This window comes from Bradyrhizobium sp. SZCCHNR1051, assembly GCF_032489615.1.
Classification (GTDB): Bacteria; Pseudomonadota; Alphaproteobacteria; order Rhizobiales; family Xanthobacteraceae; genus Bradyrhizobium.
The window spans coordinates 72,972-98,986 of the sequence record NZ_JAUEYJ010000012.1; the positions used below are offsets into that span (position 1 = coordinate 72,972).

Annotated in this window: 31 protein-coding genes and 1 tRNA gene; 15 read left to right on the top strand and 17 right to left on the bottom strand. The window is 64.6% G+C overall.

Features of this window, described 5'->3' with window-relative positions; all coding sequences use genetic code 11:
• Positions 1–19: 19 nt before the first annotated feature.
• Positions 20–868 carry an outer membrane protein gene (locus QW868_RS16315; RefSeq protein ID WP_316230945.1) on the top strand — a complete coding sequence of 283 codons (849 nt, stop codon included), beginning with the start codon at positions 20–22 and terminating at the stop codon, positions 866–868.
• A gap of 215 nt (positions 869–1,083) precedes the next feature.
• Here the strand turns inward: QW868_RS16315 and QW868_RS16320 are convergent, their stop codons facing one another.
• From QW868_RS16320 to QW868_RS16330, 3 genes are all read right to left on the bottom strand, one after another.
• Positions 1,084–1,473, bottom strand: a complete 390-nt coding sequence (locus QW868_RS16320) for a helix-hairpin-helix domain-containing protein (protein ID WP_316230946.1) — start codon at positions 1,471–1,473, stop codon at positions 1,084–1,086.
• Between the two features lie 77 nt (positions 1,474–1,550).
• On the bottom strand, positions 1,551–2,882 hold the full coding sequence (locus QW868_RS16325) for a nicotinate phosphoribosyltransferase (protein WP_316230947.1): 1,332 nt from the start codon (positions 2,880–2,882) through the stop codon (positions 1,551–1,553).
• Between the two features lie 14 nt (positions 2,883–2,896).
• The gene (locus QW868_RS16330) at positions 2,897–3,562 is read right to left on the bottom strand and encodes a phosphoribosyltransferase (RefSeq protein WP_315733827.1); all 666 of its coding nucleotides are present in this window, start codon (positions 3,560–3,562) and stop codon (positions 2,897–2,899) included.
• Between the two features lie 101 nt (positions 3,563–3,663).
• Between QW868_RS16330 and QW868_RS16335 the strand changes: the two genes are divergently transcribed.
• On the top strand, positions 3,664–4,731 hold the full coding sequence (locus QW868_RS16335; protein ID WP_315785467.1) for a hypothetical protein: 1,068 nt from the start codon (positions 3,664–3,666) through the stop codon (positions 4,729–4,731).
• Between the two features lie 16 nt (positions 4,732–4,747).
• Here QW868_RS16335 and QW868_RS16340 read toward each other — a convergent pair whose 3' ends face one another.
• Positions 4,748–5,725, bottom strand: a complete 978-nt coding sequence (locus QW868_RS16340; RefSeq protein WP_316230948.1) for a ribose-phosphate diphosphokinase — start codon at positions 5,723–5,725, stop codon at positions 4,748–4,750.
• A gap of 82 nt (positions 5,726–5,807) precedes the next feature.
• Complete coding sequence (locus QW868_RS16345) at positions 5,808–6,374, bottom strand: HPF/RaiA family ribosome-associated protein (protein WP_315778083.1); 567 nt, start codon at positions 6,372–6,374, stop codon at positions 5,808–5,810.
• 228 nt (positions 6,375–6,602) lie between these two features.
• Between QW868_RS16345 and QW868_RS16350 the strand changes: the two genes are divergently transcribed.
• From QW868_RS16350 to QW868_RS16365, 4 genes are all read left to right on the top strand, one after another.
• Positions 6,603–7,031, top strand: a complete 429-nt coding sequence (locus QW868_RS16350) for a DUF2267 domain-containing protein (RefSeq protein ID WP_315733835.1) — start codon at positions 6,603–6,605, stop codon at positions 7,029–7,031.
• 31 nt (positions 7,032–7,062) lie between these two features.
• Positions 7,063–7,722, top strand: coding sequence for a dienelactone hydrolase family protein (locus QW868_RS16355; RefSeq protein WP_316230949.1), 660 nt, complete (start codon positions 7,063–7,065; stop codon positions 7,720–7,722).
• Positions 7,723–7,737: 15 nt separating this feature from the next.
• A complete protein-coding gene (locus QW868_RS16360) occupies positions 7,738–8,187 on the top strand; it encodes a YbhB/YbcL family Raf kinase inhibitor-like protein (protein WP_316230950.1) in 450 nt (149 codons plus the stop codon).
• Between the two features lie 204 nt (positions 8,188–8,391).
• The gene (locus QW868_RS16365; RefSeq protein WP_316230951.1) at positions 8,392–8,637 is read left to right on the top strand and encodes a hypothetical protein; all 246 of its coding nucleotides are present in this window, start codon (positions 8,392–8,394) and stop codon (positions 8,635–8,637) included.
• 6 nt (positions 8,638–8,643) lie between these two features.
• Here the strand turns inward: QW868_RS16365 and QW868_RS16370 are convergent, their stop codons facing one another.
• The 7 genes from QW868_RS16370 to mnmA form a co-directional block, all read right to left on the bottom strand.
• Positions 8,644–8,943, bottom strand: a complete 300-nt coding sequence (locus QW868_RS16370) for a hypothetical protein (protein WP_316230952.1) — start codon at positions 8,941–8,943, stop codon at positions 8,644–8,646.
• Between the two features lie 42 nt (positions 8,944–8,985).
• Positions 8,986–9,348 carry a hypothetical protein gene (locus QW868_RS16375; protein ID WP_316230953.1) on the bottom strand — a complete coding sequence of 121 codons (363 nt, stop codon included), beginning with the start codon at positions 9,346–9,348 and terminating at the stop codon, positions 8,986–8,988.
• A 569-nt stretch (positions 9,349–9,917) separates the two neighbouring features.
• Positions 9,918–10,448: a hypothetical protein gene (locus tag QW868_RS16380; RefSeq protein ID WP_316230954.1), complete on the bottom strand. Its 531-nt coding sequence runs from the start codon at positions 10,446–10,448 to the stop codon at positions 9,918–9,920.
• A 106-nt stretch (positions 10,449–10,554) separates the two neighbouring features.
• Positions 10,555–10,631: transfer RNA gene (locus QW868_RS16385), tRNA-Met, on the bottom strand.
• Between the two features lie 238 nt (positions 10,632–10,869).
• Entirely contained in the window at positions 10,870–11,214 is a 345-nt protein-coding gene (locus QW868_RS16390) for a hypothetical protein (RefSeq protein ID WP_316230955.1), read from the bottom strand.
• A 75-nt stretch (positions 11,215–11,289) separates the two neighbouring features.
• A complete protein-coding gene (locus QW868_RS16395) occupies positions 11,290–11,925 on the bottom strand; it encodes a class I SAM-dependent methyltransferase (RefSeq protein ID WP_316230956.1) in 636 nt (211 codons plus the stop codon).
• Between the two features lie 27 nt (positions 11,926–11,952).
• Positions 11,953–13,149, bottom strand: a complete 1,197-nt coding sequence (gene mnmA, locus QW868_RS16400; RefSeq protein ID WP_316230957.1) for a tRNA 2-thiouridine(34) synthase MnmA — start codon at positions 13,147–13,149, stop codon at positions 11,953–11,955.
• A gap of 355 nt (positions 13,150–13,504) precedes the next feature.
• On the opposite strand from mnmA, the gene QW868_RS16405 reads away from it, so the two are divergent.
• From QW868_RS16405 to QW868_RS16445, 9 genes are all read left to right on the top strand, one after another.
• Entirely contained in the window at positions 13,505–15,109 is a 1,605-nt protein-coding gene (locus QW868_RS16405) for a flagellar hook-length control protein FliK (protein ID WP_410051302.1), read from the top strand.
• Positions 15,110–15,121: 12 nt separating this feature from the next.
• Positions 15,122–15,820 carry a flagellar hook assembly protein FlgD gene (locus QW868_RS16410; protein ID WP_315733856.1) on the top strand — a complete coding sequence of 233 codons (699 nt, stop codon included), beginning with the start codon at positions 15,122–15,124 and terminating at the stop codon, positions 15,818–15,820.
• Positions 15,821–16,087: 267 nt separating this feature from the next.
• Complete coding sequence (locus QW868_RS16415) at positions 16,088–16,363, top strand: DUF1153 domain-containing protein (protein WP_002714638.1); 276 nt, start codon at positions 16,088–16,090, stop codon at positions 16,361–16,363.
• Positions 16,364–16,700: 337 nt separating this feature from the next.
• Positions 16,701–18,302, top strand: a complete 1,602-nt coding sequence (gene fliF / locus QW868_RS16420; RefSeq protein ID WP_316230959.1) for a flagellar basal-body MS-ring/collar protein FliF — start codon at positions 16,701–16,703, stop codon at positions 18,300–18,302.
• Between the two features lie 44 nt (positions 18,303–18,346).
• Positions 18,347–19,441, top strand: coding sequence for a flagellar motor switch protein FliG (fliG, locus tag QW868_RS16425; RefSeq protein WP_315733860.1), 1,095 nt, complete (start codon positions 18,347–18,349; stop codon positions 19,439–19,441).
• Positions 19,441–20,061: a FliH/SctL family protein gene (locus QW868_RS16430; protein ID WP_315733862.1), complete on the top strand. Its 621-nt coding sequence runs from the start codon at positions 19,441–19,443 to the stop codon at positions 20,059–20,061. The genes fliG and QW868_RS16430 overlap by 1 nt, the downstream gene beginning before the upstream one ends.
• Positions 20,062–20,091: 30 nt before the next feature.
• Positions 20,092–20,439, top strand: coding sequence for a flagellar motor switch protein FliN (fliN, locus tag QW868_RS16435; RefSeq protein ID WP_315733864.1), 348 nt, complete (start codon positions 20,092–20,094; stop codon positions 20,437–20,439).
• A 53-nt stretch (positions 20,440–20,492) separates the two neighbouring features.
• Positions 20,493–21,872, top strand: a complete 1,380-nt coding sequence (locus QW868_RS16440; protein ID WP_315778076.1) for a sigma-54 dependent transcriptional regulator — start codon at positions 20,493–20,495, stop codon at positions 21,870–21,872.
• Positions 21,802–22,326 (top strand): hypothetical protein, encoded by a 525-nt coding sequence (locus QW868_RS16445; RefSeq protein WP_315733868.1) that lies wholly within the window; start codon positions 21,802–21,804, stop codon positions 22,324–22,326. The genes QW868_RS16440 and QW868_RS16445 overlap by 71 nt, the downstream gene beginning before the upstream one ends.
• On the opposite strand, the gene QW868_RS16450 is transcribed toward QW868_RS16445, so the two are convergent.
• From QW868_RS16450 to ssuD, 5 genes are all read right to left on the bottom strand, one after another.
• Positions 22,317–22,472, bottom strand: a complete 156-nt coding sequence (locus tag QW868_RS16450) for a hypothetical protein (RefSeq protein WP_315733870.1) — start codon at positions 22,470–22,472, stop codon at positions 22,317–22,319. The two genes, QW868_RS16445 and QW868_RS16450, sit on opposite strands and share 10 nt — an antisense overlap.
• A gap of 91 nt (positions 22,473–22,563) precedes the next feature.
• Positions 22,564–23,139 (bottom strand): flavin reductase family protein, encoded by a 576-nt coding sequence (locus QW868_RS16455; protein WP_315757306.1) that lies wholly within the window; start codon positions 23,137–23,139, stop codon positions 22,564–22,566.
• A gap of 14 nt (positions 23,140–23,153) precedes the next feature.
• Positions 23,154–24,014, bottom strand: a complete 861-nt coding sequence (locus QW868_RS16460; protein ID WP_316230960.1) for an ATP-binding cassette domain-containing protein — start codon at positions 24,012–24,014, stop codon at positions 23,154–23,156.
• A gap of 9 nt (positions 24,015–24,023) precedes the next feature.
• The gene (locus QW868_RS16465) at positions 24,024–24,830 is read right to left on the bottom strand and encodes an ABC transporter permease subunit (RefSeq protein WP_316230961.1); all 807 of its coding nucleotides are present in this window, start codon (positions 24,828–24,830) and stop codon (positions 24,024–24,026) included.
• Positions 24,827–26,002 (bottom strand): FMNH2-dependent alkanesulfonate monooxygenase, encoded by a 1,176-nt coding sequence (gene ssuD, locus QW868_RS16470; RefSeq protein ID WP_316230962.1) that lies wholly within the window; start codon positions 26,000–26,002, stop codon positions 24,827–24,829. Before ssuD ends, QW868_RS16465 begins: the two co-directional genes overlap by 4 nt.
• Positions 26,003–26,015 lie beyond the last annotated feature (13 nt).

Here is a 26,015-nt window from a genome sequence, read left to right on the forward strand (position 1 = left end):
CTGGTGGTGGGAGGTAACGATGCGTAACGCATCCGTCGCAATCATTTCTGCTGTTTCAATCCTTCCATTTGCGCAGGCCGCGTCGGCGGCCGATCTGCCGCTGAAGGCCCCGCCCCGCGCTGCGCCGCTCGCCGTGTTTAGTTGGACGGGATGCTATGTCGGCGCGAACCTCGGCGGGGGCCAGGTGAAACACAACCTGACGACCGACGCGCCTCCGTTCCCGCCCAATCTCATCAATGGCATTGCAAGAACGGCAATCAACAATGCCGGTCTGGCGAGCTCGAGTCACACCGGCATTACCGGTGGAGGACAGGTTGGATGCAACTGGCAGCCAACAACGGCAGGCTGGTCGCACCTGGTCTTGGGTATCGAGGGCGATTTCAACGGCATTGATGGCAACGTGTCGCGAAACACTGGCAATGTTGTCGAGCCGGTATCGGGGAGAACGGTTGCATCAGTCGACCACATTGGTATGAATTGGTTCGCCACGGTCCGAGGGCGCGTTGGCTGGGCCTTTGACCGATTCATGATCTATGGCACGGGCGGCGCGGCGATCGCCAATGTCGACGCATCAAAGAGATTTGCGTGGGATTTTGCCGACGGCTGCCCGATCGTGAACGGCTTGAATGAATGTCATGTCGGCGGCCGCAGCAGCACCCGTGTCGGCTGGACAGCCGGCGGTGGCGTCGAATGGGCATTCCGAGACCATTGGTCCGCGAAGGCTGAGTATCTCTACGCCGACCTCGGCAACTTCTCCTATTCGACTTTCAATAACGCACCCGGATTTGGCCCCCCTGGACAAGTAGCCAACCATACGGTGAGCACGAAACTCCAGATCGTTCGCGTGGGCATCAACTATCGCTTCTAGCGGACTACGTTGAATGCGTACTGAACTCGCAGAGCAACAATGGCGCTCCTTGGCGGTGCCGTTTGTCAATTGATTGCACTGTCACTGCCCCCGCAGCTGGTCCATCAACAGCGCGTACGATCTAGCGGCAAGTGGTTGGTCCGCTTATGGCACGAAACGTCGGTCCCCCGAATGGAGGGCGTATTTCCGAAGCTGGAGGTACACCGTCTGTACCATCACCCGACCGGCAACAGCCGGATTTGATGATTCTCTCTGCGGGGAAGCTGATGCGGCGCTTCGTTGAGCAAGAGCTTCTGCTCGCTCTTGGGCCCGAGCCCGGGAAGCGCCGCAATCTCACCGAGGTCACCCGGCAGCTCGCGCCTGAGCCGGTCAAGCACATCGAACTTGTGCGACGTTACGATGGCCTCGATCTTGCCCGCGAGGTCCTTGCCGATCCCAGGTAGCTCGGAGAGATCCTCGCCTGCCTTCAGCAGGCCGGTGATGCTCTTGGGCAGGCACTCGATCAGGCGGGCTGCGTTACGATACGCGCGAGAACGGCCCTTGATCTCCAGGAGCTCCGCGGCCTGGTCGAACATCTTGGCAATTTCGGCATTCTGAACCGGCATAGGCGCTCTCCATGCCTTCTAGGCGCACACCGGGCGTTCCGCTCTTGACACAGATGACGAGAATTAGCCGCAGCAACCTACTTCGTCTTCAAGTCGACGGCAGCGGCCAATTCTCGGAGCCGTGCCGCCACATGGACCGGATAGGATGAGCCGACCTGGAGTCCCTCAAGAGCTCTCGGCAGTCGCCCCAATTGAGTCCGGGCGTAGGCGCGGATATCCTGGAGCGAGGGCTGATGCGTGACCGGACGCCCTTGTTGCAAGACAGGGACGATCAGGGCCTCTCCCTCTTGGACATCATCGTCCGTCGAGAGCACGTCGGATACCATGCGGCCGTCGGGATCATAACGACGCCACACCTGCTTGCGGCCCGGCCAAGTCGCCTTTCCGGTCGAACGCTTTCGTCGCGGCGTGCCTGCATACTCTTGTAGCTTATAGGCGCAGTCGAGGGCGGGGGCATCGGAGGATGTCGCCAGGCTGGTGCCGATCCCGACACCGTCGATGGGGGCGGCTTCAAAGGAAGACAGTGCTTCTTCGTCGATGCCGCCGCTGACGAAAATGGTCACGTCCTCGAGATCGCCCTCATCAAGGATCCGCCGGACGCTTCTCGAGAGCGCCACCAGGTCACCGCTGTCGATCCGTACTCCACGGATGGAAATGCCAAGGGCCCGCAGCCGGGGAGCCAAGGCCACCACCTTTCTGGCCGCCATCTCCGTGTCGTAGGTGTCGATCAACAGCACGAGATCCTTCGGTCTTGCCCGCGCAAAAGCTTCAAACGCTGCCGTCTCGTCATCGAACGATTGGACGAACGAATGCGCCATCGTGCCATAGGAAGGGATTCCAAAGCATTTCTCGGCGAGAACGGTCGCAGTCCCGGCAAAGCCCCCGATATAGCTGGCGCGGGCTGCCAAAAGACCGGCTTCCGCGCCATGAGCCCGGCGCAGCCCGAAATCGACCAACAGCTTGTTCGGCGCGAGCAGCGCCATGCGGGCGGCCTTGGACGCGATCAGCGACTGGAAATGCAACAGATTGATCAAGCGGGTCTCGACGAGCTGAGCCTCGGGGAGAGGCGCCGTGACGCGGAGGATAGGTTCGTTGGCGAAAAATACCGTGCCCTCCGGCATGGCGTGGACGTCACCGCTGAAGCGGAAATCCGCGATATAACGGATCAGGCTCGCGCTGAACCGGCCGCTTCGTACCAGCCAGCTCAGTTCGTCGTCGGAAAAGCGCAGACCTCGCAGGAACTCGAGCGCCTGCTCCAGACCGGCCGCCACCAGGAAGTTGCGCTGGGGCGGCAGCTTCCGGACGAAGAATTCGAAGACGGCGGTCTGCGTCTGGCCCGCTTCCAGATACGCCTGCACCATGTTCAGTTGGTACAGGTCCGTCAGGAGCGCGCTTGACGACGTATTCATGAGCAACCCCGAGATCAGGAGGCCGGTGTCGTCGTCGTCTTCGCCGGGAACCGCTTTAAGGTTGCGATGACCTCGTCATCGCTGACTTGGCCGAAGTCACGATAATAGTAGCCGATCGCGCCAAAGTCTCGCGGCGTGTCCAGGCAAACGACTGCATCGACCTCCGTGTGCAACCGCTGCAAGGTCTCGAGCGGCGCGACCGGGACGGCTAGGACCAACTCCTTCGGCTCTCGTCTTCGCAGCGCGCGGATCGCTGCGAGCGTCGTCGCCCCCGTCGCAATGCCGTCGTCGACGATGATCGCGACCTGCCCTTTGACGTCGGACCGCAGGCGACCGCCAAGATAAAGTTCGCGCCGCCTGTCGATCTCGGCAAGCTCACCGGCGCAGATGGCGTCGAACGTCTTCTCGCTCACGCCGGTCAGATCGATGACGTCCTGATTGCGAACGATAATCGGATCGTCTCCGTCCACCACCGCCCCGATCGCGAGCTCCGGCTGCATGGGCGCGCCGATCTTGCGCACCAGAACCAGATCGAGCGGCGCTTCCAACCGTTCGGCCACCTCAGCGGCCACGGGAACGCCGCCGCGAGGCAACGCCAGAATCACGGGATGGCGACTCTTGTACTTCAGCAAGGTTTTTGCCAGCTGACGGCCGGCGTCTTCCCGGTCCTGAAACAACATGTCCGCAGATCCGCTTGAATTTTTGCCAGATTATTGCTCCGGCGCCCGGGATCGTTGATCGGTGTCAAACTGTCTCGGTCTTCGTTTGGCAAGTGATTGTCATGCTGGACCGCCAGAACGAACTCACGACGGACGGTGCCGAGAACGTCAGCGTTTCTGCCCTTTCCGGCAAGGTCGCATTCCTGAGCCGCCCCGAGGGCTACACTCCCGTTCCCGACCGCCTTCAGACGCGCGAGACCCACATGTCCTGGGTCTTCATGAATGGCGGGCGGGTCTACAAGCTCAAGAAGCCGGTCCGTTTTGCCTATCTCGATTTTTCGACTCTGGCTCGCCGCAGGACGGCCTGCCTGGCAGAAGCCAGCCTCAACCACCGGCTGGCGCCCGACGTCTATCTCGGCGTCGTTCCGCTGACCGAGACTGCTTCGGGGTACGCGATCGGCGGCTCCGGTCCGGTGGCTGACTGGCTCGTCGTCATGCGCCGGCTGAACGAGGACGAAACGCTCGAGGCCGTGCTGCGCAACGGCACGGCTCGCCAGACCGATGCCGACCAGCTCGCAGCGGTTCTCGCCGGGTTCTATTCGCATGCTTCGCGGGTCCTGATCGACCCAGAGACCTATTTGGCTTCGTTGCACGAAGCCGCCGTCCTCGATTTGCAAGTCCTGCTGAATCGACGCTTCGCCCTGCCGCACGGCACGATCTTGCGCGTTGCGTCCGTTCAACGACGATTTCTCAAGCAGAACGCCCGGATCCTCATCGATCGGGTCTCGCAAAGGCTTATCGTCGATGGTCACGGCGACCTGAGACCAGAGCACATCTGGCTCACGCCTGCCCATCCGATCATCGACTGTCTCGAGTTCAATTCGCGTTTGCGGGCCAGCGATGCACTGGACGAGATCGCGTTTCTGCACCTGGAATGCGAACGGCTTGGCAGCCGATGGTTCGGCGACACGATCCGACAAGGGCTGGCACGCACGCTGCACGATGATCCGGCAAGCGGCGTATTCCTGTTTTATCGAGTTGGTCGCGCGATGCTACGGGCGCGCTTGTCCATCGCGCATTTGCTCGATGCCCGGCCGCGCACGCCGGAAAAATGGCCCCGCGTCGCGCGCCACTATCTCGCCCTTGCCGAAGCCGATGCAAAGCGGCTTGAACGGCTGCTCGCCCGATGATTCGAGCAAGGCTTCGTCAAGCCTGATACATCATCAAATCAGCCAGCGACTCGTTCTGATGCAGCCGTCTGATGGCTTCTGCCAGCAGCGGAGCCGCCGAGATCACCTCAAGCTTGGCGAGAACCGGACCCGGGCGCAGCCGAAACGGCGGAACGGTGTCCGTCGCGATAATGTGATCGATAGACGCGTCCGCAAGTGCCGTTTCCGCCCCCGGCATGAACAGGCCGTGAGCGACACACGCAATGACACTTCCTGCGCCGTGCGCGCGCGCCGCTTTCGCCGCACGCACCAGGGTTCCGCCACTGCTGATGAGATCGTCGACGACGACGCAGAACGCATCAGCCACGTCGCCGGCAAAGAGGTCGCCGGACACCCGGCCGGAGCTGCGATGTTTCTCGACGAAGGCCTTGCCTATGGGTCTCTGCAAGGCCTTTTGCAATGCCTCCCGCAACAGATCGGCCCGCTTGCCACCACCGAGATCGGGAGAGACGACGCTGATCGGCCTGTCGCCGGCGATTGATCTTATCCTTCCGATCAGCAGCGGCGCCGTGGTGAGTGCAATCGAAGGACAGCGGAATGCATTCTCGAAGGCAGCCTCGTTATGCACATCGAGCGTCACCATCCTGGCCGTGCCGACCGCCTCGAACAACGACGCCAGGTAACGGATCGTCACGGGGTCATTCTCTTTCGTTCTGCGATCCTTTCGCGCGTAGCAAAGATATGGCGTGACTGCGGTCACGCTCGTGGCACCTGCGTCTTTCAGTGCGCCGATCATGAACAACAGACGACAAAGCTTGTCGTTCGGACTCTCAATCGGACCTCCATGAAGACTGTGAACGACAAAGACATCGCGCCCGGCAACCGTATCGAGTGGCCGGACCTTGTGCTCGCCGTCTTCAAAGCTGCGCTCTTCGTGGGCCGCCAGCTTGCAGCCCAATGAGGACGCAATCCGCTCGCCCAGCTCCGTGCTGCCATTCAAGGCAAAAAGGCGCAACCGATCGCTCCGCGTCCGTGCGGTACGAGGCGTCCAGCTACTGTCCATTGTGAGCACACCACCAATTGAGATGAGGAACCACCTACGTCCGCATGCCGTGTTTGCTCAGGAGCCTGACCGTGCTGGCCTGAGGCCCCTTTTCTCCGAGCTCCTCGACATAGCCGACACGCGCGCCGACGGCGATGTTCGCGCGGCCTTCCAGAACACTGTTGCAATTGAAATAGACCTCGTGGCCGTCGTCCGCCTCGAGGAACCCGAATTCGCCGCTAGGATCGATCCGTAGCACGGTGCCAACCGGCTCTCCTTGGTGGTGCTTCGTCTCGCGGTGCATCACAAGCACCTGATCCTGCAGTTGCCGCCGCGCCCGCTTGAAAGCGTCGTCCACTGCAAAGGTCGGGTCGGCATACCTTTCATCCTCCTTGGGCGTCCGGCCCACGTTGACTTCGCGCCCGTCGGGAAGAACGAGCCGGATGTTGACCTGGTACTGACCGCCCGTCTTGTGACGCTCGCCAGGGCCTCGCACGATGACGCGACCTGCGGTCGCTCGACCGAAGCGCTTTTCCAGCTCGGAAATGTGCTGGCTGATCGCAGCTTGCAGCTCAGGAGACGGCGTCAGATTCTCGAATTCGATTTGAGCCGGGGTTTGCATGATCTTGCTCCTCAGAAAAGGCGACCGATCTGAGCACGCCGCCCGCGCACGGCCTTGCGCGAAATCAACCCGGCCCGACGCCCTCAACCAGGTAACTCGCCGCCGGTCCAGAACGCCCGGCGGCGCTCATTTTGTTGCCCTCCTTCGGGGAACTTTGCGGCAGGTCAAAGCAGGCCGAGGACAGGCTGCGACTAATTGGCCATCTGTCTCTGTCCTGGGAGCGAGACCATGAGCACAACAACGGGTGTGACTGCATTGGATCATTCGGTTCAGGAAACCAATGTTTGGCTCAAAGCGATCGATGAGCAGCTGGCCCTGGAAAGCCGCCACCATGCCTACAATGCGTTGCGAGCCGTCCTGCACGCGCTGCGCGACCGTCTGCCGCCGGAGGTCGCAGCTAAGCTCGGCGCGCAGCTACCGATCATCGTGCGCGGCATCTACTACGAGGGCTGGCATATGGCGGCGACTCCGACCAAGGAGCGGCACATCGACGAATTTGTAGCGCATGTTGGCCGAGAGCTTCCGCCGCAATTTCCCATCGACCCTCTCACGGCCGCGCGTGGAATCTACGAAGTGCTATGGGAAAAGCTGGATCCCGGCGAATTCGAGAAATTGATGGCCCATCTTCCGGCCCAACTCAGAAACCTCCAGGGCTGATCCAGAAGGGCTGACCCAGAGCGGATGCGTCATGAAGATCGATCAAGCGTTCGACGTTCGCATTCCGCCATTCGGGCTGGCAGGAACGCTGACCCTGCCGGAAAATGCACGCGGCCTGGTCGTCTTTGCACACGGCAGCGGCTCAAGCCGATTCAGTATCCGGAACATTGCGGTCGCGCAGGGGCTGAATGAGCGCGGCTTTGCGACGCTGCTATTCGATCTTCTCACGCCGCAAGAAGAGCATGACCGCTCGAACGTTTTCAATATCGGAATGCTTGGAAAGCGGCTGGTCGCAGCCGTCGACTGGCTTCAAGGCCTTAAACCGGCGATTGCCGGCCTCCCGGTTGGATTGTTCGGCGCCAGCACCGGCGCCGCGGCCGCCCTTGTTGCCGCGGCTCAATTGCCTCATCGAATTGCCGCCGTAGTCTCCCGCGGCGGCCGTCCGGATTTGGCTGGCGAGGCCTTGTCTCATGTCCATGCGCCAACCCTGCTGATCGTGGGCGGCGCCGACTCCGGCGTGATCGAGCTGAACGAGGAGGCGCTCACCCGGCTTGGCGGGCCAACGGAACTGGAAATCATTCCCGGCGCGACGCACCTGTTTCCAGAGCCGGGCGCAATGAACACCGTCATCGACCATGCCAGCCAGTGGTTCGAGCGATATCTGCGCACACCAGCGCCTGTCTCCATCTGAAGCTAGGAGAGAACCATGGAACTCCTGTCTGGCGCTTTTGTCGACCGCTCGACTATTCCGCGACGCTTCACCTGCGACGGCGAAAACCTGTCCCCGCACCTGCAGTGGGCCGACGCACCCGAGGGAACCCGCAGTTATGTCCTGCTCTGTGACGATCCCGATGCCCCAAGCGGCACCTGGCATCATTGGGCGGTCTACGACATTCCGCCCACGCAAACCGGCCTTGTGGATGGCGCATCACAGAAGCCCGGGCTGAAGCAGGCCGCCAACGATTTCCGGAAGATTGGCTATGGAGGACCGTGTCCTCCGCCGGGACATGGCGTCCACCACTATCATTTCCGGCTCCTTGCGCTCTCGGCGGATCATCTGAATATACGGGCGAATGCTTCGTGCCGCGACGTCGAACGCGAGGCGCGCAAGTTCACCCTCGCCGAGGCCACTCTGGTCGGCCTGTATCATAGATAGTCGCGTGCGAGACGCCGATCGTCACGACCGGCCCAATGTGCCTGGAACTTGCGCCCACAAGGGTTTAGCGGACTCTCGACTGAACCCAAAGATGAAGTAGGCGAAAGGACACTCATCGTCTGAACCGAATGATGGACCAGCGAGACTGGGATCACCGCTGCGAGGGACACTGCCAGCAACCTCGGCCATTCCTCCGGACAGCACATGTCCACCTGCGATATGGACGGGAAGGCTGTAGGTGCGATCGCACGTGCCGGCGTCAGTGATGATGAGACCATTCCAATATCCGTCGTAACCGTCACCCCGGCCGGAGATCGCCATCCGGTGCGCCTGCCGCGCATCCGCCGCACTGGCGAAGGCAGCGGCTACGACCAGCAGGTCCAGAATCCTGCGCGACAAACGTTAGCGCGAATGGTGGGACCGGCGGCTATTGTCATTCCGGGTGCTTAGGGTGCGTCAGGCGTCCAAACTTAACTCGCTGATGTTCTGCCCTCGCCGAAGAAGCTCGTTCTGCACGCGTAGCAGCTCGAGTATCTCTTCATTCTGCGCCTGGAGCTTGGGCAGGACAGACATAACCAGCTTGGGTGGGGCGCCTTCCGGAAGGCTCGCCATTATCCACCCCATGCGGGCGAGCATCTTCTTGTTCACCCAATCACCTGCTGTGCGCGTCAAGCGATGCCGCGGCTCGACCGGAAGACACCGGAGCGCGACCACGCCGCCAACTGCGGCCAACCCCAGCACGACCAATTCGGTCATCCAAGTCATCCCGGCCTCCCTGCGCCGCGCACTACCACGCGCCTACGAAGATTCAGCCCTTCGCGAAAGCGTCTTCCAAAGCAGATAGCCGCCGAGCACGATCAAGATAATGGGCATAAGCGGCAAGGGCAGAGCAACAAGATCCCATATGCCGGCCGCGAGCATGATGAGCCCCACGATTACACCAAACATCTCGACCTTCAGGCCCCGTTGCTGTCGCACGATCTGCGCGCCTACAACGAGGACGCCGACTCCTACAAGGAACCAAGCCCAGGGCAGATCGGCGAGCATGACGACACCGACCCAGATGAAGAACACCGCCCAGGCTGCTGAATCGATCTGGCGAGTGCGTTCGTCTCGGCTCGAAGGTCCCGGTGAGTCAGTCAAAGGCGACTGCACGGACATGGTGCACCTCTTTTATAAAAAGATCGCGCCGTTACAGCCGACTGCTATTGATCTGGATCAACGGTGCTACTGGCTTTCATTTCGATCGGGTTCGTCCCAATCGACGCGAAGCGCCTCCCCGTCGACCGATCAGGAACGGCCTCCGAGGTGCCTGATCGCATTCTTTCGAAATGGCACAGCGCCCGCTTACCGGTCTTGAATGGTTGACTTGACCTCAATCAGTTTCATCAAGTCGAATATGCCTCATTCTAAATTTAAGATACGCGGCCAAGCCTTACAATTTGAGAACGATGCCCACTATCGCCGATCGCGAACGATATCTCCTACGCCTGTGCTCTACCGAATAGATCGACATCGATTGGTGCTAACGTCCATCGAAGGCACTGCGGTGAGTGGCAAGTTTGAATTTGTTCGCGCTCCAAGTAACAGGTCACTTATCTCGTACACCGTCGCAATGCATGAGTTGCACATCAAGAACCACAATCAGCGCAGCAACATTGTGCGTGACCCTTGAGCTTGAGGATTGGGCGCAACGCAACGCAATGCGTGTGGACGCCGCGCATGGAGCGCTACGCCGTTGCGTCCGTGCGCTGTTGCGCACGGAGGAGGTTCGTACCCGGAAATCGCGCGATTGCTAAGACCCGGGTCCGCTGTTCGGCCGTGCGCGAAAGCGGCAGCTGTTCGAACCGCAGGATCTTGTACGTTCGGGACGTCGAGAATCTGGTCCTAAGCGGCATGGCCGAGGATTGAAGGATCCTCGGCTGATCGAAATCTACGTGCGCAACTACAATCGTGAAAGAGAGCGGCTTGCCGGAGACGCGGCCGCAACGCGCACGCGACTGGAGGCGAAGCGCGATCGGATCGAGGGCGAGCGGCAACGCATTGCAGAGCTGAACGGGGGACGACAGCGTGTCAAGGCGGAACGGGCCGCGCTTGCGGAAGCCCCCATCCCTGTGGCCCTGCATCCGGCAACCTTGGATCGCCATGTCGCGACCGTCGACGCGCTGGCGGAAAGGATGGCGGGCCACGCCGGTGCCGACGACGACCGAGGCACCCTGATCGACGATTTCCGGGCCCTCGTGCATGGCGTCGCGGTTCACCCGAAGGGACCCCGGGAGGGCTTTGAGATTGAAGTCAAGGGAAAGCTGGCCGCATTGCTCGGGGCAGATGTGTTTCCAGAGGCCCACTACAATAGTGGGTCACGCGTGGTAGCGGGGGAGGGACTCGAACCCCCGACCCCAGGATTATGATTCCCGTGCTCTAACCAGCTGAGCTACCCCGCCACGGTGTTCGATCAAGGCAAGACCAGCCGAAGCGGGCGCCGGGCCTTGTGAACGGGCGGCATATAAGGAGGCGTCTCCGCCCCTGTCAAGCAAAGCTCGCGGGCCGCAGCGGTTTTCGCACCAGCGGATTTCTAGGCGACTCTCCAAGGCCTTGCGGATGTATCCGCCACTCGCCGAGGGGCACGGGCCGACGCGCGCGGGAGAGAGCGGCAGCTCGGCAATGCAGATCACAAGAGGCTCACTTCGGCTGCACGTTCGGATTGCCGCCGGGGCTGCCGGGCGGCGGAATCACCGGCGTCGTGCCGCCCTCCGGGGTCGGCGCGTGCATCTCCGGATCGACCCCGCTCGGCGGACACAACACGCCGTTGGTCTTCGCCAGCTTGTCGCCCAGCGGCTCGCCGGCGCGGCCGGTGGTGATGCCGTCGGGCGTCGCCGTCGCGCGGACGTTCGGCGCGCAGGCGGCATTCGCGTCGGGGGCCGGTGCCGTCGCCTGCGGCGGCGTGGCCGGCGTCGGGGGCGCCTGGGCGTGGGCCGCGGCCGAGGCCAGTGCGAACGAGAGGAACAAGGATTGCCTGATGCTCATGGCGGGGCAACGCAAACCCCGCGCTCGCGTTCCGCGCGGAGGGCATGGCAAAGCGCCTGCCAGAGTATCTGGCGATCAGCCCTTGCGGTAGCGAATGAGCGAGAAGTGTCCGAGCGGCGGCATCGGCCGGCGCTCGGCCAGCGTGACGCCGCCATGCTTCGCGGCCCAGTTCACGAGGCGGGCCCAGGGGAACTCCGGCCGCCAGCCAAGCCGGCGCGCGATCGGCGCGAAGGCGAGCTCGAAGAGGCGGCGCGGGCCGCTCTCGGCGCCGATGTGGTTGACCAGGATCAGCTCGCCGCCGGGCTTCAACACGCGGATGAAATCGTCGAGCGTCGCTTCGGGATCCGGCACCGCGGTGATGACGTATTGCGCGACCACCGCGTCGAAGAAATTGTCGGGAAAAGCGAGATGCTTCGCGTCCATCACCGCAAGCGTCTCGACGTTGAAGAGCTTCAGCTCGCGCACGCGGGCCTGCGCCCGCCGCAGCATCGGCTCGGAGATATCGACGCCGCAGATCCTCGTGGTCCGGGCATAGTCCGACAAAGACAGGCCGGTGCCGACGCCGACGTCGAGAATGCGGCCGCCGATGCGATCGGCTTCCGCGATGGTCGATTGGCGGCCCTGATCGAAGACCTTGCCGAACACCAGATCGTAGACCGGCGCCCAGCGCTCATAGGCCTTTTCGACCCCCGCGCGGTCGATGTCCCCCATGCCCCTGCCCCGAATGATGGATGCCGATCAGCCGCGGACCGGCTCGGCCACGCGCTGCGGCCTGATCACGTTGCCGCCCAAGCTGCTGCTTTCCGCAACAGCGCTCTGGATGAAGCCGCCACCGAGCACGCGGGCGCGGCCGGACGCGGCATCGTAGAACACGCAGGCTTGGCCCGGCGAGACGCCCTCTTCGCCGGCGACGAGCTCGACCTCGTAATGGCCGTCCGCACCGCGCAGCCAGGCCGGCTGCGGCGGCCGCGTCGAGCGCACCCGCACGAACAATTCGAGGCCCTCGCGCGCGGCCGCGTCGAGCGCGCCGTCACCGATCCAATTGACCTCGCGTAGCGTGATGCGATGCGTCCGCAGCGCCTCGCGCGGGCCGACCACGACGCGGCGGGTGGCGACGTCCAGCTTGACGACGTAGAGCGGCGCGCCGGCAGCGATGCCGAGGCCCTTGCGCTGACCGATCGTGTAGTTTGCGATGCCGTGATGCACACCGAGCACGCGGCCCTGGAGATCGACGATCTCGCCCGGCTCCATCGCGTTCGGGCGCAGCTTGCCGATGATGTCGGTGTAGCGGCCGGTCGGCACGAAGCAGATGTCCTGGCTGTCGTGCTTGTCGGCGACCTCCAGGCCGAAGCGGCGCGCGAGCTCGCGCACCTCCGGCTTGGTCATGTCGCCGAGCGGAAAGCGCAGATAATCGAGCTGCTCGCGCGTGGTCGCGAACAGGAAGTAGCTCTGGTCGCGATCGGCATCCGCCGCGCAAGTGAGCGCGCGCGATCCGTCCGCCAGCCGCCGCGAGGCGACGTAGTGGCCGGTGGCGAGCACGGAGGCGCCGAGCTCGCGCGCGGTCTTCAGGAGATCGCCGAACTTGATGGCGCGGTTGCACTCGATGCACGGCACCGGCGTCTCGCCCGAAGCGTAGCTGGCGGCGAAATTGTCGATCACCGACTCGCGGAAGCGGTCTTCGTAGTCCAGCACGTAATGCGGGATGCCGAGGCGCTCGGCGACGTTGCGGGCATCGTGGATGTCCTGGCCGGCGCAGCACGCGCCCTTGCGGTGCGTCGCCGCGCCGTGATCGTAGAGCTGCAGGGTGATGCCGACGACGTCGTAGCCTTCCGACTTCAACAGCGCGGCCGTCACCGACGAGTCCACGCCGCCGGACATGGCGACGACGACCCTGGTGTCTTCGGGACGGCCTTCGAGATCGAGACTGTTGAGCATGATCCGGTCACTGCGATCGCGGCGTCAGGCAACGGGTTCCCGGCGCGGGAACGCCTCGCATGCGCCGTCTTTGCGGATGGCTTGCTTCCGGCGATCTCCGACAGGATGTCCTGACCGGAAACAACACGAAAGCATCTGTCTCTAATATAGGCGCACTTCCTGCGAAGCAATTGCGCCGGTCGCAGATGCCGGCGGCAAATCTTGCCGGCCGGGCAGAAATGGCGAGGACGCGGCAGGGGACCCGCGCCGCGGTCGATTCCATAAGAAATTGAATTTATTGACTATTTTTAGAAGCGCCGGCTTGGCCCGCTCCTTGCTGAACTGGTTGGTCGAGTTCATCGCGAGAGGGTCCAAGGTGTTCAGCGTCACGTCCGACATCCAGGCAGGCACGGTTCTCAAGACCACGGCGCCGAGACAGTCCCGTCAGGACGCTCCGCAGCCGTCCGACAGCTTCTCGGCGCTGGTCGACGCCGCGACACCGGATCCGTCGACAGCGTCGCCGCCCACCTCCACGTCGCCGTCACCGCGCGCCGGCAGCGCTTCCACCCCGAGCCGCGAGCCGGCGCGGGCCGGCGACGCCGATCGCACCACCCAGGCCAGGTCGCAGGACAAGCCGGCGGACAAGGCCGACGGCAGCACTGCGCGCGACGACGGCAGCGGTTCGGATACCACGGCCGACGCGACCACCGGCACGCCGACCAAGACCGATGCGGCCGGGACCGCCGACGGCAAGACCAGCGACGGCAAGACCGGCGACAAGAAGGACGGCGATCAGGCCGGCACGGATGCGAGCGCTACAACGACCGCTATAGCCGAGCAGACCGTGGCCGTGCCGACGCCGGTCGCCGTCGCCATCCAGCCCGACATCACCCTCGCCAACCCCGCCACCGGCGATGGCACGGCGGACGGCGACGGCACATCCAACGCACCCGGCGCCACCGCGCTCGTCGGAGCATCCGGTGTTGGCCCGCGGGGCTCGGTCGATGCCGCGGCAGGTCTGCTTGCGGCCGCAGCCAAATCCACCGGTGCGGCCAAGGATGCCGACGGAGCCGGATCCGCCGCGGCGGCGCCCGAGACGGCAACGGCGGCCTCCGGCGACGCTGCCGCATCTGCCGATCAGACCTTCACCGCCGCGCTCGATGCGGCCGTTCCCGGCGGCACCAAGACGACGGGCAAGCCGGGCACCCAGACCAAGACGGGGCTCGCCGACGGCGCCGCCGGCAAGGTCACCGAACCGGGCAATGGCGACGTCCAGGCCGCTCAGCAGCCGGGCCATGGCGCCCTCGCCCAACAGCCCGCTGTTGCAGCCAAGCCGGACTCCGTCGAGGCCGGCGACGGGAAGGCGAATGGCAACGTGCAGGCACCAGCCTCACATGATCGCAACGCCGCGCCGACGACCAGCCCGACCAACGCGCCGGCGCCCGACCCGAGCGCACAGGCCACGGCCGCCGTGCAGCCCCAACTGTCGACGCCGGCCGCATCGACCAGCCAGATCACCTCGGCCAACCTGACCGCGACAGCCGCCACGGTGGCCACCGTGCCGCTGCACGGGCTTGCCGTCGAGATCGCAGCCTCCGCGCTCAACGGCAAGAGCCGCTTCGAGATCAGGCTGGATCCGGCCGAGCTCGGCCGCATCGACGTCCGCATCGACGTCGACCGCAACGGCCAGGTGACCTCGCATCTGCGGGTCGAGAAGCCGGAGACGCTGGCGATGCTGCAGCAGACGGCGCCGCAGCTGCAGCAGGCGCTGCAGGACGCCGGCCTCAAGAGCAACAACAGCGGATTGCAGTTCTCGCTCCGCGACCAGAACTCGTCCGGCCAGAACGGCGGCGATTATCAACAGAATGGCAACGCACAACGCCTGATCGTGACCGAGGACGAAAACGTCCCGGTCCAGCTCGCCGGCCGGTCCTATGGACGGATGTTCGGCGCGCAAGGCGGCGTGGATATCAGGGTTTAACAGGAGCCTTCCATGGCAATCGGCGACGCAATCACGTCAAGCCCGCCAGTCTCGGGCACGACCAACACCAATTCGTCATCCGGAAACAGCAACCTCGGCTCGAGCGCGGGCTCGACGATTGCAGGCAACTTCCAGACCTTCCTGACGCTGCTGACGACGCAGCTGCAGAACCAGAATCCGCTGGATCCGCTCGACACCAACCAGTTCACCCAGCAGCTCGTGCAGTTTGCCGGCGTCGAGCAGCAGCTCAAGACCAACGACCAGCTCGCATCGCTGCTCACGATGCAGCAGACGGCACAGGCGACCCAGGCGCTGGCCTTCGTCGGCAAGACCGCGGTCGTCGCCGGCGACACCACCAGCCTGTCCAGTGGAAAGGCGAGCTGGGGCCTCACCATCCCCAAGAACTGCAATCTGACGGTCAACATCATCAACAAGGCCGGGCAGACCGTCTTCACCGGCAAATATACGGCCAACGCTGGTGACAACCAGACCTACAGCTGGAATGGTCAGGGCAATGACGGCACGCAATGGCCGGATGGACAGTACAAGATCACGACGGTGGCGACCGACGCCACCAACGGCAATCCGGTTGCGATCAAGACCCAGGTCCAGGGCGCGGTGTCCTCGGTCGACCTGACCCAGCAGCCGCCATTGCTGACGATCGGCGGCCAGACCTACACGGTCAACCAGATCCGGCAGATCGTCGGCTAGCCCCCAAGCAACCGGCTCCTGAGACCGCGGATGCGCCTGCAGCTGAGCTTGAACATCAAGCTCTGCTGCCGCGACGACACGTCAGCGTAAGCGCCGGAAATTCTTAACCAATCATTTACCACGATTCCGCTCCCGGGGCGTCTCGCCACCGGAAGTGGCGGCGTTCGCGCACATCGCCGGATTCGCGCCCTTGGCTTAGGCAAATTTTAAGCGAGGCGGCGTAGGGTCTTACCGTGAGTTCAGTGGTTAAGAGTTTGTGAGTACGCCATGACAGAACCCCATCGCCCGAGGGTGAAATACGTCATCGGGCCTGACGGCAGCCCGCTCACCATCGCGGATTTGCCTGCCCCAGGCACCAAGAGGTGGGTCATTCGCCGGAAGGCGGAAGTCGTTGCCGCCGTTCGCGGCGGCTTGCTATCCCTCGAGGAAGCGTGCAGCCGCTACACCCTGACCGTCGACGAATTCCTGTCGTGGCAGTTCTCGATCGACCAGCACGGTCTGGCCGGCCTGCGCACCACCCGAATTCAGCAATATCGCCAATAGATCGTTACCGACGCGACTGGACTTCTTCGAAAATCGGCTTGGCCCTGCCAAGCCGATTTTTTGCATGTCTACACTTTGTTAGGACCCTTTAACCACCGTTAACCATATCGAAACCTTCCCATAGGCAATAATTGCCCAGTGGTTCGTTTCAACCTCCGCAACCCGTCCCGCGAATGGCGGGGGCAGCGGCTGACATCGGATCGCCACCTGAAATGCGGGTGTTGGTGAAGGTTAAGGATTGAATTTCGCGATCTATGCAACCGGCCGTAAAGGCCCGCGAAGCTCAAATCACCTTTCAGCAGCCACCCGTCGAAATGCCGAACTATGGGGCAGTTGCTTGCAAGGTCTCTTGGACTTTCTGAAGGGTTTGGGCGCCGCGCGGCTCACCGCCATGATCGCAGTCACCGCTGCTCTGATCGGCTTCTTCGGTTTCGTCATCATGCGCGTGACGGCGCCGCAGATGACCACCCTCTTCACCGACCTGACCATGGAAGACTCCTCCAGCATCATCAAGGATCTGGAGCGGCAGGGCATCGCCTTCGAGATCCGCAATGAAGGCAGCGTGATCCTGGTGCCGAAGGACAAGGTCACCCGGCTGCGCATGAAGCTCGCCGAGGGCGGCCTGCCCAAGGGCGGTGGCGTCGGCTACGAGATCTTCGACAAGTCGGACGCGCTGGGCACCACGAGCTTCGTCCAGAACATCAACCATCTCCGCGCGCTCGAGGGCGAGCTCGCCCGCACCATCCGCGCCATCGACCGCGTCCAGGCGGCACGCGTCCATCTCGTCCTGCCGGAGCGGCCGCTGTTCTCGCGCGAGACCCCGGAGCCGTCCGCCTCGATCGTCGTGCGCGTGCGCGGCACCCTCGAGCCGGCGCAGATCCGCGCCATCCGCCACCTCGTCGCTTCCGCCGTCAACGGCCTGAAGCCGCAGCGGGTGTCGATCGTCGACGAGGCCGGACAGCTGCTCGCCGACGGCACCCAGACCGACATCGACCAGCAGGTCGGCGACGAGCGCCGCAACGCCTTCGAGAAGCGGATGCGCAAGCAGGTCGAGGACATCGTCTCCTCGGTCGTCGGTGCGGGCCGCGCCCGCGTCCAGCTCTCCGCCGACTTCGACTTCAACCGCATCACCCAGACCTCCGACCGCTACGATCCGGAAGGCCGCGTGCTGCGCTCGAGCCAGACCCGCGAAGAGCAGTCGGCGACCAACGAGAACAACGGCCAGGTCACGGTCAACAACGAGCTGCCGGGCAACCAGCAGAACCAGCCGCCGCAGCAGCCGCGGGACCAGAGCAAGAAGACCGAAGAGACCAACAATTACGAGATCTCCCGGACCACCAAGACGGAGGTCACCGAGGCCGGACGGGTCAACCGCATCTCGGTCGCGGTGCTGGTCGACGGCGCCTACTCCAAGAACGAAAAGGGCGAGCTGGTCTATCAGGAGCGCAGCAAGGACGAGCTCGACCGCATCGCCGCGCTGGTCCGCTCCGCAATCGGCTTCGACCAGAAGCGTGGCGACCAGGTCGAGGTGGTCAACCTGAAATTCGCCGACGCTCCCACGGTGCCGCAGATCAACGAGCCCACCGGCTTCCTCGGCATGCTCCACTTCACCAAGGATGACGTCATGTACGTCATCGAGCTCGCGGTGATGATGCTGCTCGGCATTGTCGTCGTGTTCATGGTGGTGCGGCCGCTGGTGAAGAAGATCATTGCCACCGAAGAGGTCGCCGCCCTGGGCGGCGGCCTGCCGGCGCTCACCGACGAAACCGTCCAGGCAGCCGCTCACGCCCAGCAGACCGCCAGTCTGATCGACGTCGCCCAGGTCCAGGGCCAGGTCCACGCCCAGTCCGTCCACCGGGTGGGCGAGCTGGCCGACCGCAACCCGGGCGAAGCCGCCGCCATCATCCGCCAGTGGCTCGCCGAGCCGCAGCAGAACTGATCCCACCGACGTGAACCGCCTGAACTGAAAAGAACGTAGACGCCATGTCGCTGCCGCAGACCCAGAACGCCAACGCCAACAACAACGACATTTCCACGGTGATCGCGACGCTGGCGAGCCGCCAGGCGCAGCGCCCGAAGACCGAGCCCTTGAGCGGCCCGCGGCGCGCTGCCGTGATGATGCTCGCGCTCGGCGAGCAGTATGGCGGCAAGATCTGGCAGCAGCTCGATGACGACGAGGTGCGTGAACTGTCGCTCGCGATGTCGACGCTGGGAACAATCGAAGCCGACGTCGTCGAGGACCTGATGCTCGAATTCGTCTCGCGCATGTCTGCTTCCGGCGCGCTGATGGGCAATTTCGACGCCACCGAGCGGCTGCTGCAGCAATATCTGCCGCCGGAGCGCGTCAACGGCATCATGGACGAGATCCGCGGCCCCGCCGGCCGCAACATGTGGGAGAAGCTCTCCAACGTCCAGGAAGAGGTGCTCGCCAACTACCTCAAGAACGAATATCCGCAGACCATCGCGGTCGTGCTGTCCAAGCTGAAGCCGGAGCATGCCGCGCGCGTGCTCGCGATCCTGCCCGAGGACATGGCACTCGACGTGATCGGCCGCATGCTCCGCATGGAAGCGGTGCAGAAGGAGGTCATCGAGCGGGTGGAGCAAACCTTGCGCACCGAATTCATGTCGAACCTGTCGCAGACCCGCCGCCGCGACGCCCATGAGGTCATGGCCGAGATCTTCAACAATTTCGACCGCCAGACCGAGACCCGCTTCATCACCTCGCTGGAGGAAGATAACCGGGAGTCAGCCGAGCGCATCAAGGCGCTGATGTTCACCTTCGACGACCTGATCAAGCTCGATTCCGCCTCGGCGCAGACGCTGCTGCGCAATGTCGACAAGGACAAGCTCGGCGTGGCGCTCAAGAGCGCCAACGAGGAGGTGCGCAACTTCTTCTTCGGCAACATGTCGTCGCGCGCCGCCAAGATGCTGCAGGACGACATGGCCGCCATGGGACCGGTGCGGCTGCGCGACGTCGACGAGGCGCAGGCCCTGCTCGTCAATCTCGCCAAGGATCTCGCCGCCAAGGGCGAGATCATGCTCAGCAAGAACCGCGCCGACGACGAACTGGTGTATTGATGGCTCAGCCCGCGAAATTCCTGTTCGATACCGACTTCGCCGCGCCGGAGAAGACGACGCGGGAGCGTGCGGCCACGTCCGCCGAGATCGCACAGAAGGTCGCGGCCGCCGAAGCCGCCGCCTACCGCAACGGCTACGAGGCGGCGCAGCGCGAAGCCAAGGTCGAAGCCGACCGCCGCGTCGCGTCGGCGCTGGAGCAGATCAACATCCAATTGCAGGGCATCTCCGCCCGCTTCGAAGGCATCGAGCAGCGGATGGAAACCGAGGCCGTCGATGTGGCGGTGGCCGTCGCCCGCAAGCTGTGCGCGGCGCTGATCGAGGCGGAGCCGCTCGGCGAGATCGTCGGACTCGTGCACGACTGCTTCGCGCATCTGGTGGCCACGCCGCACCTCGTGCTGCGCATCAACGAGACGCTATACGAGCTCGCCCGCGAGAAGATCGAGAAGCTCGCCAAGCAGAGCGGCTTCGAGGGACGCCTCGTGATCCTCGCCGAGCCGGAGATCGCGACCGGCGACTGCCGCATCGAGTGGGCCGATGGCGGCGTGGTGCTGGAGCGCGCTGCGATCGACGCCAAGATCAACGAGCTGGTCGGACGCTACATGGCGTCCAGGAAGAACTAGGCCGCTGTGGCGGCCGAAGGAGTTTAAGTCATGAGCGACAACGAGATCCCGCTTCCCGACCTCAATTCCGCGGACGCGCCTCCGTTGGGCGGGGACGTCGGCTACAACGAAGAAGAGCATGCCGCGCGCATCGCGGCCGACCTCGAGGCGGTGTTCGACGTCCCGGTTCAGGTCTCGGCCGTGCTCGGCCGCTCGAAGATGGACGTCGGCGAGCTCCTGAAGCTCGGGCCCGGCACTGTGCTCGAGCTCGACCGCAAGGTCGGCGAGGCGATCGACATCTACGTCAACAACCGGCTCGTGGCACGCGGCGAGGTGGTTCTGGTCGAAGACAAGCTCGGCGTGACGATGACCGAAATCATCAAGTCCGACCGCAACTGACAGGCATGACCTGCGTGCCGATCGAGAGCGGCGCGACCGAATAGGAGACCAACATGCGGCTTCTCATCGTCGGAACGCTGAAGGGCCAGTTGACGACGGCCACCAAGATCGCCATGGAGAACGGCGCCACCGTCACCCATGCCGAGGACAACGAGCAGGCGATGCGGGTGCTGCGCGGCGGCAAGGGCGCCGACCTGCTGCTGGTCGACGTCGCGCTCGACATCCGCGACCTGGTGATGCGGCTCGACGCCGAGCACATCCACGTGCCGATCGTCGCCTGCGGCATCACCAGCGATGCACGCGCCGCGGTCGCCGCCATCCATGCCGGCGCCAAGGAATACATTCCGCTGCCGCCGGATCCCGAGCTGATCGCGGCGGTGCTCGCCGCCGTCGCCAACGATTCGCGCGACCTCGTCTATCGCGACGAGGCGATGGCCAAGGTGATCAAGCTCGCCCAGCAGATCGCCGGCTCCGACGCCTCGGTGATGATCACCGGCGAGTCCGGCACCGGCAAAGAGGTGCTGGCGCGCTACGTCCACACCCGCTCGGCCCGCGCCAAGCGTCCCTTCATCTCGATCAACTGCGCCGCGATCCCCGAGCATCTGCTGGAATCCGAGCTGTTCGGCCACGAGAAGGGCGCCTTCACCGGCGCGGTCGCCCGCCGCATCGGCAAGTTCGAGGAGGCCAATGGCGGTACGCTGCTGCTCGACGAAATCTCGGAAATGGACGTGCGGCTGCAGTCCAAGCTGCTGCGCGCCATCCAGGAGCGCGTGATCGACCGCGTCGGCGGCACCCGCCCGGTGCCGGTCGATATCCGCATCATCGCGACCTCCAACCGCAACCTTGCCGACGCCGTTCGCGAGGGCACGTTCCGCGAGGACCTGCTGTTCCGCCTCAACGTCGTCAACCTGAAGATCCCGCCGCTGCGCGAACGCCCCGCCGACATTCTCGAGCTGGCGCAGCATTTCGCGCGCAAATACTCCGAGGCCAATGCCGTGCCGCTGCGGCCGATCTCGGCGGAAGCCAAGCGCATCCTCACCACCAATCGCTGGCCGGGGAATGTGCGCGAGCTGGAGAACACGATGCATCGCGCGGTGCTGATGGCGCAGGGCGACGAGATCGGGCCGGATGCCATCCTCACGCCGGACGGCACCCGTCTCGACATCGGCAAGACCCAGCCTGCCGTCGCGCATGCTACGATGGCCGCGGAACAGGTCACACGCGCTTTGGTCGGCCGCACGGTCGCCGATGTCGAACGTGACCTGATCCTGGAGACCCTGAAGCACTGCCTGGGCAACCGGACACATGCGGCCAATATCTTGGGCATCTCGATCCGCACGTTGCGCAACAAGCTCAACGAATATGCCGACGGCGGCGTGCCGATCCCGCCGCCAGGCTCCGGCGACACGCCGCGCATGCCGAGCGCCGTATAATCTGCCCATCCGGATCGTTCTCGGCGGCGCGCTGGCCCTCGGCGCGCCGCTTGCCGTTTCGCCGGCTGATGCCGCAACGCGCGGCGTGCTGTCCGGCTGCTGGGAGCAGACGTCGCACGCACCGCTCGTCAATCCGTCGTCGGGTCAGGAATGGGGCGCCCGGAGCTGGTGCTTCGCAGGCAAGGGCAAGCTGATCTCGCGAACGATCGCCTGTGGCAGGGAGGGCTGCGACGGCTGGGACAATGAACGCAGCTATCGCTGGCGGCCGCCCACCCTCTCGTTGTCCGATGCCGAGACGTCGCCGGATGGCGGGCGCATCAAAGTGTGGCGCCGCTGCCGCGTGCAGTTTCTGACCGACGATTGGATGCAGCTACAGGACTGTCAGCAGTCCCCGGATCCGTGGGTTCGCGAGAACACGCCGGCGCGTCGTCGCCGGGCACCACCTCACGAATAGTTCGGCGCCTCGGGATTGCGGAAGATGTGAATGGGATCGCCGGGCGTGAACTCGCGTTGCGTCAGCACGGCATAGGCATAGAGCGCGAGATACAGGATCGCGACGGTGCCGATCACGTAGAGCGCCCAGGTTCCGATCCGTTTCATCAGCTCCGCCGCAAACACCGCCTCAAGGCCGCGGTGCTTTTACGGCGTTCAGCTTCGGGACGCCACCCTGCGACCAACCGCCGCTCACCCCCTACGGCACGTCCTGCGGATCGGCCCCGCCGAGGGGGGCAAGTCGGGCGATGTCCGCGTCGCGGTCGACGTGCACATAGCCGCCATGCCAATACGCCAGGGCTGCCGCTTGCGGCGCCACCTCGACATGCACCACGCGGCCGATCACGATGCCATGGGAATGCCGCTCGATGATCTCCTCGACCTCGCAGTCCAGCGCGGCGAGCGCCCCGACCAGGAGCGGCACGCCGGTCACGTGCTTGCGCCACTCGGCGCCGGCGAACCGCTCGGCGCCTCTGAGGCCGCCTTTACCCGAGAACCGCTCGGCCACGCCGATCTGGTCCGCGGCGAGCAGATTGGCGCCGAAAACACGCTCCCGCTGCAGGATCGGCCAGGACGAGGCGTTCCGATTGAGGCTCACGATCACGGACGCCGGCTCGATCGAGAGCGATGACAGCGAACTCACCGTCATGCCGGTGACCTCATCGCCCCGCCCCACGGTGATCACGCTCACGCCCCCGACCAGTTGGCGCATCGCGGAGCGGAAATCGGGCTGAAGCGCGGTGACGTCGGGCATGAGGCGGACGATGGAGTTCATTGCGATATTATCTCCTAACCCGTCGTGCCCGGTCCGAGCAACTGGCTCAGGATCGAGCCTTCCAGCGCCGCAAGCTCCGCAGAGCCGCGCTGGCGCGGGCGCGGCAGATCGACCCTGATGTCCTCGGCGATCCGGCCATTCTCGATGACCAGAACCCGGTCGGCCAGGGCCACGGCTTCCGCCACGTCATGGGTGACCAGGATTGCGGTGAAGGTTTGATCGGCCCAGACCCGCTCCAGCAGCCGCTGCATCGCGATCCGCGTCAACGCATCGAGGGCGCCGAGCGGCTCGTCGAACGCCAGCAGGCGCGGACCGCTGACGAGCGCGCGCGCCAGCGCGACGCGCTGCTTCTGGCCGCCGGACAGCACCGCCGGCCATTGGTCGCGCTTGTCGGCGAGACCCACTTCCTCCAGCGCCTGCCGCGCGCGCTCATGCGCGCCGGCGGCCTTGCGCTCGCGGCCGAGGCCGACCTCGACATTGCCGAGCACCCGCGCCCACGGCAGCAGCCGCGGTTCCTGGAACATGACGCGGACGTCCTCGGGCCGCGCCGCGGCTTCACCGAAGCTGATGCTGCCCGACGTCGGCTTGTCCAGACCTGCGATCAGGCGGAGCAGCGTGCTCTTGCCGCAGCCACTCTGACCGACGATCGCGACGAACTGACCGGCCGGAATCTCGAGATCGATGCCGCGCAGCACCTCGTTGTCGCCGAACGCCTTGCGAAGGTCGCGGATCACCAGCGGCAAGCCGCGCGTCTCGGGTTTGGCCGGGGTCACGCCTGGCTTCCTCGCGCGGCGGAAGGCCTCAGCCCGCCCGATCACGTCAGCGCCGTCGATCGCCTCGGCGCCGGACACGGGAATTCGGAGCGCTTGCTGCATTTACGAACCTCAATGTTTGCTGAAGGCCGGATGCCAGGACAGCGTCATCCGTTCCAGCACCCGCGAAGCGCTGTCGGCGACCTTGCCCAGCAGGGCGTAGATCAGGATGGAGAGCACGACGACGTCGATCTGCATGAACTCGCGCGCCTGCATCGCCATGTAGCCGAGGCCCGAAGAGGCCGCGATCGTCTCGGCGACAATCAAGGTGAGCCACATGATGCCGAGCGCGAAGCGCAGACCGACGAAGATCGACGGCAACGCGCCGGGGAAGATCACGCGGCGAAACAGCTCGCTGTCGGTCATGCCGTAGACGCGGCCCATTTCAATGAGTTGCGGATCGACGGTGCGAATCCCGTGCAGCGTGTTGAGGTAGACGGGGAAGAACACGCCGAGGGCCACCAGGAACAGTTTTGCGCTCTCGTCGATGCCGAACCACAGGATGACCAGCGGGATCAGCGCCAGATGTGGCACGTTGCGCACCATCTGCAGCGTGGTGTCCGTCAGCTTCGCCGACAGCTGCGACAGGCCATTGGCGAGCCCGAAGGCGAAGCCGATGCCGCCACCGATCAAAAAGCCGATCGAGGCGCGCCAGAAGCTGACCCAGATGTTACGGCCGAGCTCACCCGACCACAGCAGCTTCCACCCGGCGCGCGCGACGTCGCTCGGCGCCGGCAGCACCCGCGGCGACACCAGGCCGGCGACCGAGGCCGCCTGCCAGATCAGAATGATCGCGAGCGGAACCAGCCAGGGCAGAAATCCATCCGCCTTGGGCACCCTGAGCTTGCGAACCTTGGGAAGGCTTTCGATCAGGCTCATGATTGCGACGCCCGCTGCAGGGGACGATGCTCGTTGGCGATGGTCTCGCCGAACGGGCCGGTGTTGGTGCGCAGCTTGGTCACGTTGCCGGCCTGCTCCGACACGTTCAGCCCAAGCTTGGGAAACACCAGCTCGGCGAAGCGGTAGGCTTCTTCGAGGTGCGGGTAGCCGGACAGGATGAAGGTGTCGATGCCAAGCTCCTGGTACTCGCGGATGCGCGCCGCCACCGTGTCGGGATCGCCGACCAGCGCGGTCCCGGCGCCGCCGCGGACGAGGCCGACGCCGGCCCACAAATTGGGGCTGATCTCGAGCTTGTCGCGGCGGCCGCCGTGGAGCTGCGACATCCGCTGCTGGCCGACCGAATCCATCCGCGCAAAAATCTTCTGTGCCGAGGCGATGGTGTCGTCGGTGACGTGCTTGATGAGGTCGTCGGCGGCCGCCCACGCCTCCGCGTTGGTCTCGCGCACGATCACGTGCAGGCGGATGCCGAACGACAGCCTGCGGCCACGGCTGTCGGCGACGGCTCTCACCTTGGCGATCTTCGCCGCGACATCTGCCGGCGGCTCGCCCCAAGTAAGATACTTCTCGACCGTATCGACGGCGACGTCGATGCCGGCATCCGACGAGCCACCGAAGAACAGCGGCGGGCGTGGCGACTGCACCGGTGGGAACAGCAGCCGGCCATCCTCCACCTTGATGTGCTTGCCGGCGAAGTTGACGGCTTCGCCTTCGAGCAGCGCGTTGTAGACGGTGAGAAACTCGCGGGTGACCTCGTAGCGCTCCTCATGCGACAGGAAGATGCCGTCGCCCTTGTTCTCGACCGGATCGCCGCCGGTGACGACGTTGACCAGCAGGCGTCCGTTGGTGACACGGTCGAGCGTCGCGGTCATGCGCGCGGCCACAGCCGGCGATTGCAGACCCGGACGCACCGCCACGAGATAGCGCAGCTTCTCGGTGAAAGGCGCCACGGCCGACGCCACGATCCAGGAATCCTCGCAGCTGCGCCCCGTCGGGATCAGCACGCCGAAATAGCCGAGCTGGTCGGCGGCCTGCGCGACCTGGCGCAGATAGTTGAAGTTGACCTCGCGGCCGCCTTGCGAGGTGCCGAGATAGCGGCCGTCGCCATGGGTCGGCAGGAACCACAGCACATTGGGCTTCGAAGCATTGCTCATGTCGTTCTCTTTC